Raw genomic sequence first — 3,705 nt, forward strand, 5'->3', positions numbered from 1 at the left:
CCTGCGTCCGCGACACCATTTCCTGCCCCCTCATCATCGGCGCCTTCAGCCAGCGTTCCACGTACAGCTCTACCCATTTGCAGCGGGCATGTTGCCGCACCGCTTTCATCATGAGTTCGTGGTCAACGTGGTCAAACGCACTGAGCTTGCCCCCGAAAAACGAATCCCTTGCTGAGCAGGTAAACTCACGCAAGGAGAAGAACGATGACAAGCAAGGCAAAGCGAGCGCAGTACACGCTCGAGTTCAAGCTGGAAGCGGTGCGGCTGGTCAAGGCCGGGCAAAGCATGGCGGCGGTGGCGGCGACACTTGGTGTGGTTGAACAGACGCTGTACAACTGGGTGAAGGCTGACCGGGAAGGCAAGCTGGCGGGAGCAGGCACGAAGCCCGTGAGCCCCGAACAGATGGAACTGGCGCGGCTGCGTGCGGAAGTGGCTCGCCTGAAGATGGAGCGGGATATTTTAAAAAAAGCCGCAGCGTACTTTGCGAAGGAGTCGATGTGAAGTGCGCGTTTATCGACCGGAATCGACACCACTGGCCCGTCTCAGTCTTGTGTGAAACGCTGGAGGTCAGCCCCAGCGGATATCATCAGCGCCGGCAGCGCACCGCCGGTGACAAGCCGCACAGAGGCCGCGTAAGCAACGATGCCTTGCTGGCGCACATCAAGGCAATTCACGCGCAGGTCAAAGGCGAATATGGCTGGCCGCGCATGTGGAAGGAGCTGGTTGCGCGCGGCGTGCGCGTGGGTAAGGAGCGGGTTCGCAAGCTGATGGCACAGCATGGCATTCGGGCCCGCCACAAGCGCAAGTACATCGCGACGACGAACTCGAACCACGACCTGCCGGTCGCAAAGAACCTGCTGAAGCGCAACTTCACCGCCACCGCACCGAACCAGGTCTGGACGACCGATATCACCTATCTGGCGACGGCCGAGGGCTGGGTGTATCTCGCTGTCATCATCGACCTGTTCAGCCGGCAGGTGGTGGGCTGGTCGATGCAGCCGCACATGAAGGCTGAACTGGTCACGGATGCCCTGCGCATGGCGTGGTTCCGGCGCCGCCCGGAAGCTGGCGTAATCGTGCATAGCGACCGGGGCAGCCAGTATTGCAGCGACCTGTTTCAGGACACACTGAAGGCCTATGGCATGCGTTCGTCGATGAGCCGACGGGGTGACTGCTGGGATAACGCGCCGACCGAAAGTCTGTGGGGTTCGCTGAAGGTCGCACGGATGCATGGACGGCACTTCGCCACGCGGCGTGCCGCGATGGATGAAGTAATTGACTGGCTGGGCTTTTACAATGCACGCCGGTTACACTCGACACTCGATTACGTCAGCCCCATGACATTCGAGAAAAACTGGTTCGCAGCCAAGCAAGGCGAGGCTGCGTAATTTCCTCGGTTAAGGGATTCGCCAAACAGGGGCAAGGTCAAAAGACTCATCCGGCTTTACCCCAATCCTATCAACTTAAGCCGCAGAGGCTTGTAAACACAGGGCTGAGCGGGTAGGATTCGGAATGTCGTAATCCTCACTATTTCACGATATGAACTCGGGTTATCCCTATACTGAGCGGGTTCATCAGCTACCTTCATTCGGCGGAACTGCGTACGCGTCATGTTGCCGATCCGAGGCATTTCAGCCGGCGCCGCAAGCTGGACTTCGCCACACTGATCAGCTGGTTTCTCGGCTGCAACCGGGCCTGTGTTCAGACTGAGCTCGACCGCTTCTTCGCGGTGCTTCATAACCAGGCCGAACTGGTGCGAGGCGCAAGCGCCCAGGCACTTTCGAAAGCCCGGCAGAACCTGCCGCACACCGTGTTCACCGATCTGACGCAGCATCTGCTTACGCTCGTCGAACAGCACATCGGCATCCCGCGCTGGCACGGGCTGCGTGTGGTGGCCGCCGACGCGAGCGATGTGCGGCTGACTACGCGCGATGCCACGCGTCGCGTGATCCAGTTTGCCAAGGTCTTCGCACTGTACCTGCCCGGCGTCGAGATGATGCTGCATGCGACACTGTACGGTACTGATACCGGCGAGCGGCAGATGCTGTTCGAGCACCTCGATCTGCTGGGCAAGAATGACCTGCTCGTGCTGGACCGCGGTTATCCCGCCTCCTGGCTGATGGCCGCACTCCAGATGCGCGCGATTCACTTCTGCATGCGCATTGACAGCATCGGCGGCGCTGCCGTCACAACGTTTCTGCGCAGCGGTGCAGGCGAGGCGATCGTGACGTTGCCACCGCCAAACCGTCCGGACGCGAGCGACTACGAAATTGAACGTGCGCCGGTCACGGTGCGCCTCATCCGGCTCGTGACACCCGAGGGCCGCGTGCGTGTGCTGGCCACCAGTCTGCTCGATACCCAAACATGGCCCGCTGCGGACTTCGCCGCCCTGTACCACCAGAGGTGGCGAATTGAGGAAGCGTTCAAACGGATCAAGCATCGATTGGCGCTTGAGGCCGTCTCCGGACTGAGCTGGCTGACGCATCAGCAGGATCTCGCCGCGAAGGTCCTCAGCGACAATCTCAATGCGCTGCTGTGCCTGGAAGCACTCGGTGAGCGCGACGGACAGATCAGCGAACACACGCCCACCTTGATCTGTTCGTCCACCGACGCGCTGCTCAAGATCAACCGCACGCGCGCATTTGCCCACGTCCGGCAGTGCCTGCCGCGCTGGCTGTGCGATGGCGTTGCGCCTGCCATCGATGACCTGACTCGCCTGCTTCGTCATATCGCTGACAATGTCATCCGCTTCATGCCCGACCGTAGCCGACCTCGACCGCTGCAACTCAAGCCACACAAGGCATTCGCCTCCAAAGCCGTCATGTAGCCCTCCTTAAGTTGCGAGGATTGCTTCTGGAACATCAGTTCCAGATGAATTCAGGCAGCAGATGACGGCGAGTTGCCCATGGTATCGCCATTAACCCGTCAATTAGCTGCCATCCCTTCTGGATTGCGTCAAAGCAACCCCGGGCGCGCCAAGGGCACCTTTCCAGTGTAGGTCATAATCGCTCGACTGCGCCCCGATGACCGAGCCTCGCGCCCATGAAAAATCCTGCTTGTGTATATAAACGTAGTAGTATTTAACAACCGTTGCGTGTTCCTGCCGATTTTGCCGACGTTGGCACTCGCGTATCTGCGCGCAAGATGCGGCGCACATGCATCGGCGGTCGTATCCCACGGATATCGGACAGATGGGATGATAATTAGTTATACGATTCTCCGTTCTCAAATAGAATGTCGTTTTTCGCTGCGACGGCTTCAGCGGACCACCTTTCCGCGAGCAAACACTCGCAGCGGAATCTGGAGAATTGGAAGTCTGAACTACGGGATATTTTGCGATTGCCGGGATCGGCGTGCCGGAGGTGCGACCACGCCGCCCCAGCGACTGTCAGTTCGCGGGCATCGAACATCGGATGTCGACGTGCAAGGACACGCGGTCAATAACGAACCGAAGACCATGAGCGAAGGCGTATACGGAGAGCAGGCAACCGGGCGGGTGACTCACAGCCTGCTGCGACTCAGCACGGCGATGCGGAGCCAGGCATGGGAATGGGCGGAAGGCGCAGGTCTGACGCCGACGCAAGGCGAAATCCTGGTGCTGCTGATGCAGCGCAAGGGCCCGATGCGTCTGGGTGAGATCGCACGCCAAACGGCGCTGACGGCGGCGACCACGAGCGATGCCGTGAGCACGCTGGAAAGCAAGGG

General features: G+C 60.1%; 3 protein-coding genes. All 3 read left to right on the top strand.

Going from position 1 to position 3,705, the window contains the following annotated elements:
• The first annotated feature begins 204 nt into the window (after positions 1 to 204).
• A protein-coding gene (locus tag VMJ11_RS29060) for an IS3 family transposase (protein WP_325624191.1) occupies positions 205 to 1,388 on the top strand; the annotation gives its coding sequence in 2 pieces (ribosomal slippage) (positions 205 to 472 and positions 472 to 1,388; 1,185 coding nt in all).
• A gap of 209 nt (positions 1,389 to 1,597) precedes the next feature.
• Positions 1,598 to 2,827, top strand: a complete 1,230-nt coding sequence (locus tag VMJ11_RS29065; RefSeq protein WP_325624194.1) for an IS4 family transposase — start codon at positions 1,598 to 1,600, stop codon at positions 2,825 to 2,827.
• A gap of 630 nt (positions 2,828 to 3,457) precedes the next feature.
• Positions 3,458 to 3,705, top strand: a 248-nt coding sequence (locus VMJ11_RS29070) for a MarR family winged helix-turn-helix transcriptional regulator (protein WP_325624193.1), incomplete at its 3' end; no start/stop codon positions are given.

Origin of the sequence: Paraburkholderia sp. (genome assembly GCF_035501035.1) — a bacterium.
Lineage (GTDB): Bacteria > Pseudomonadota > Gammaproteobacteria > Burkholderiales > Burkholderiaceae > Paraburkholderia.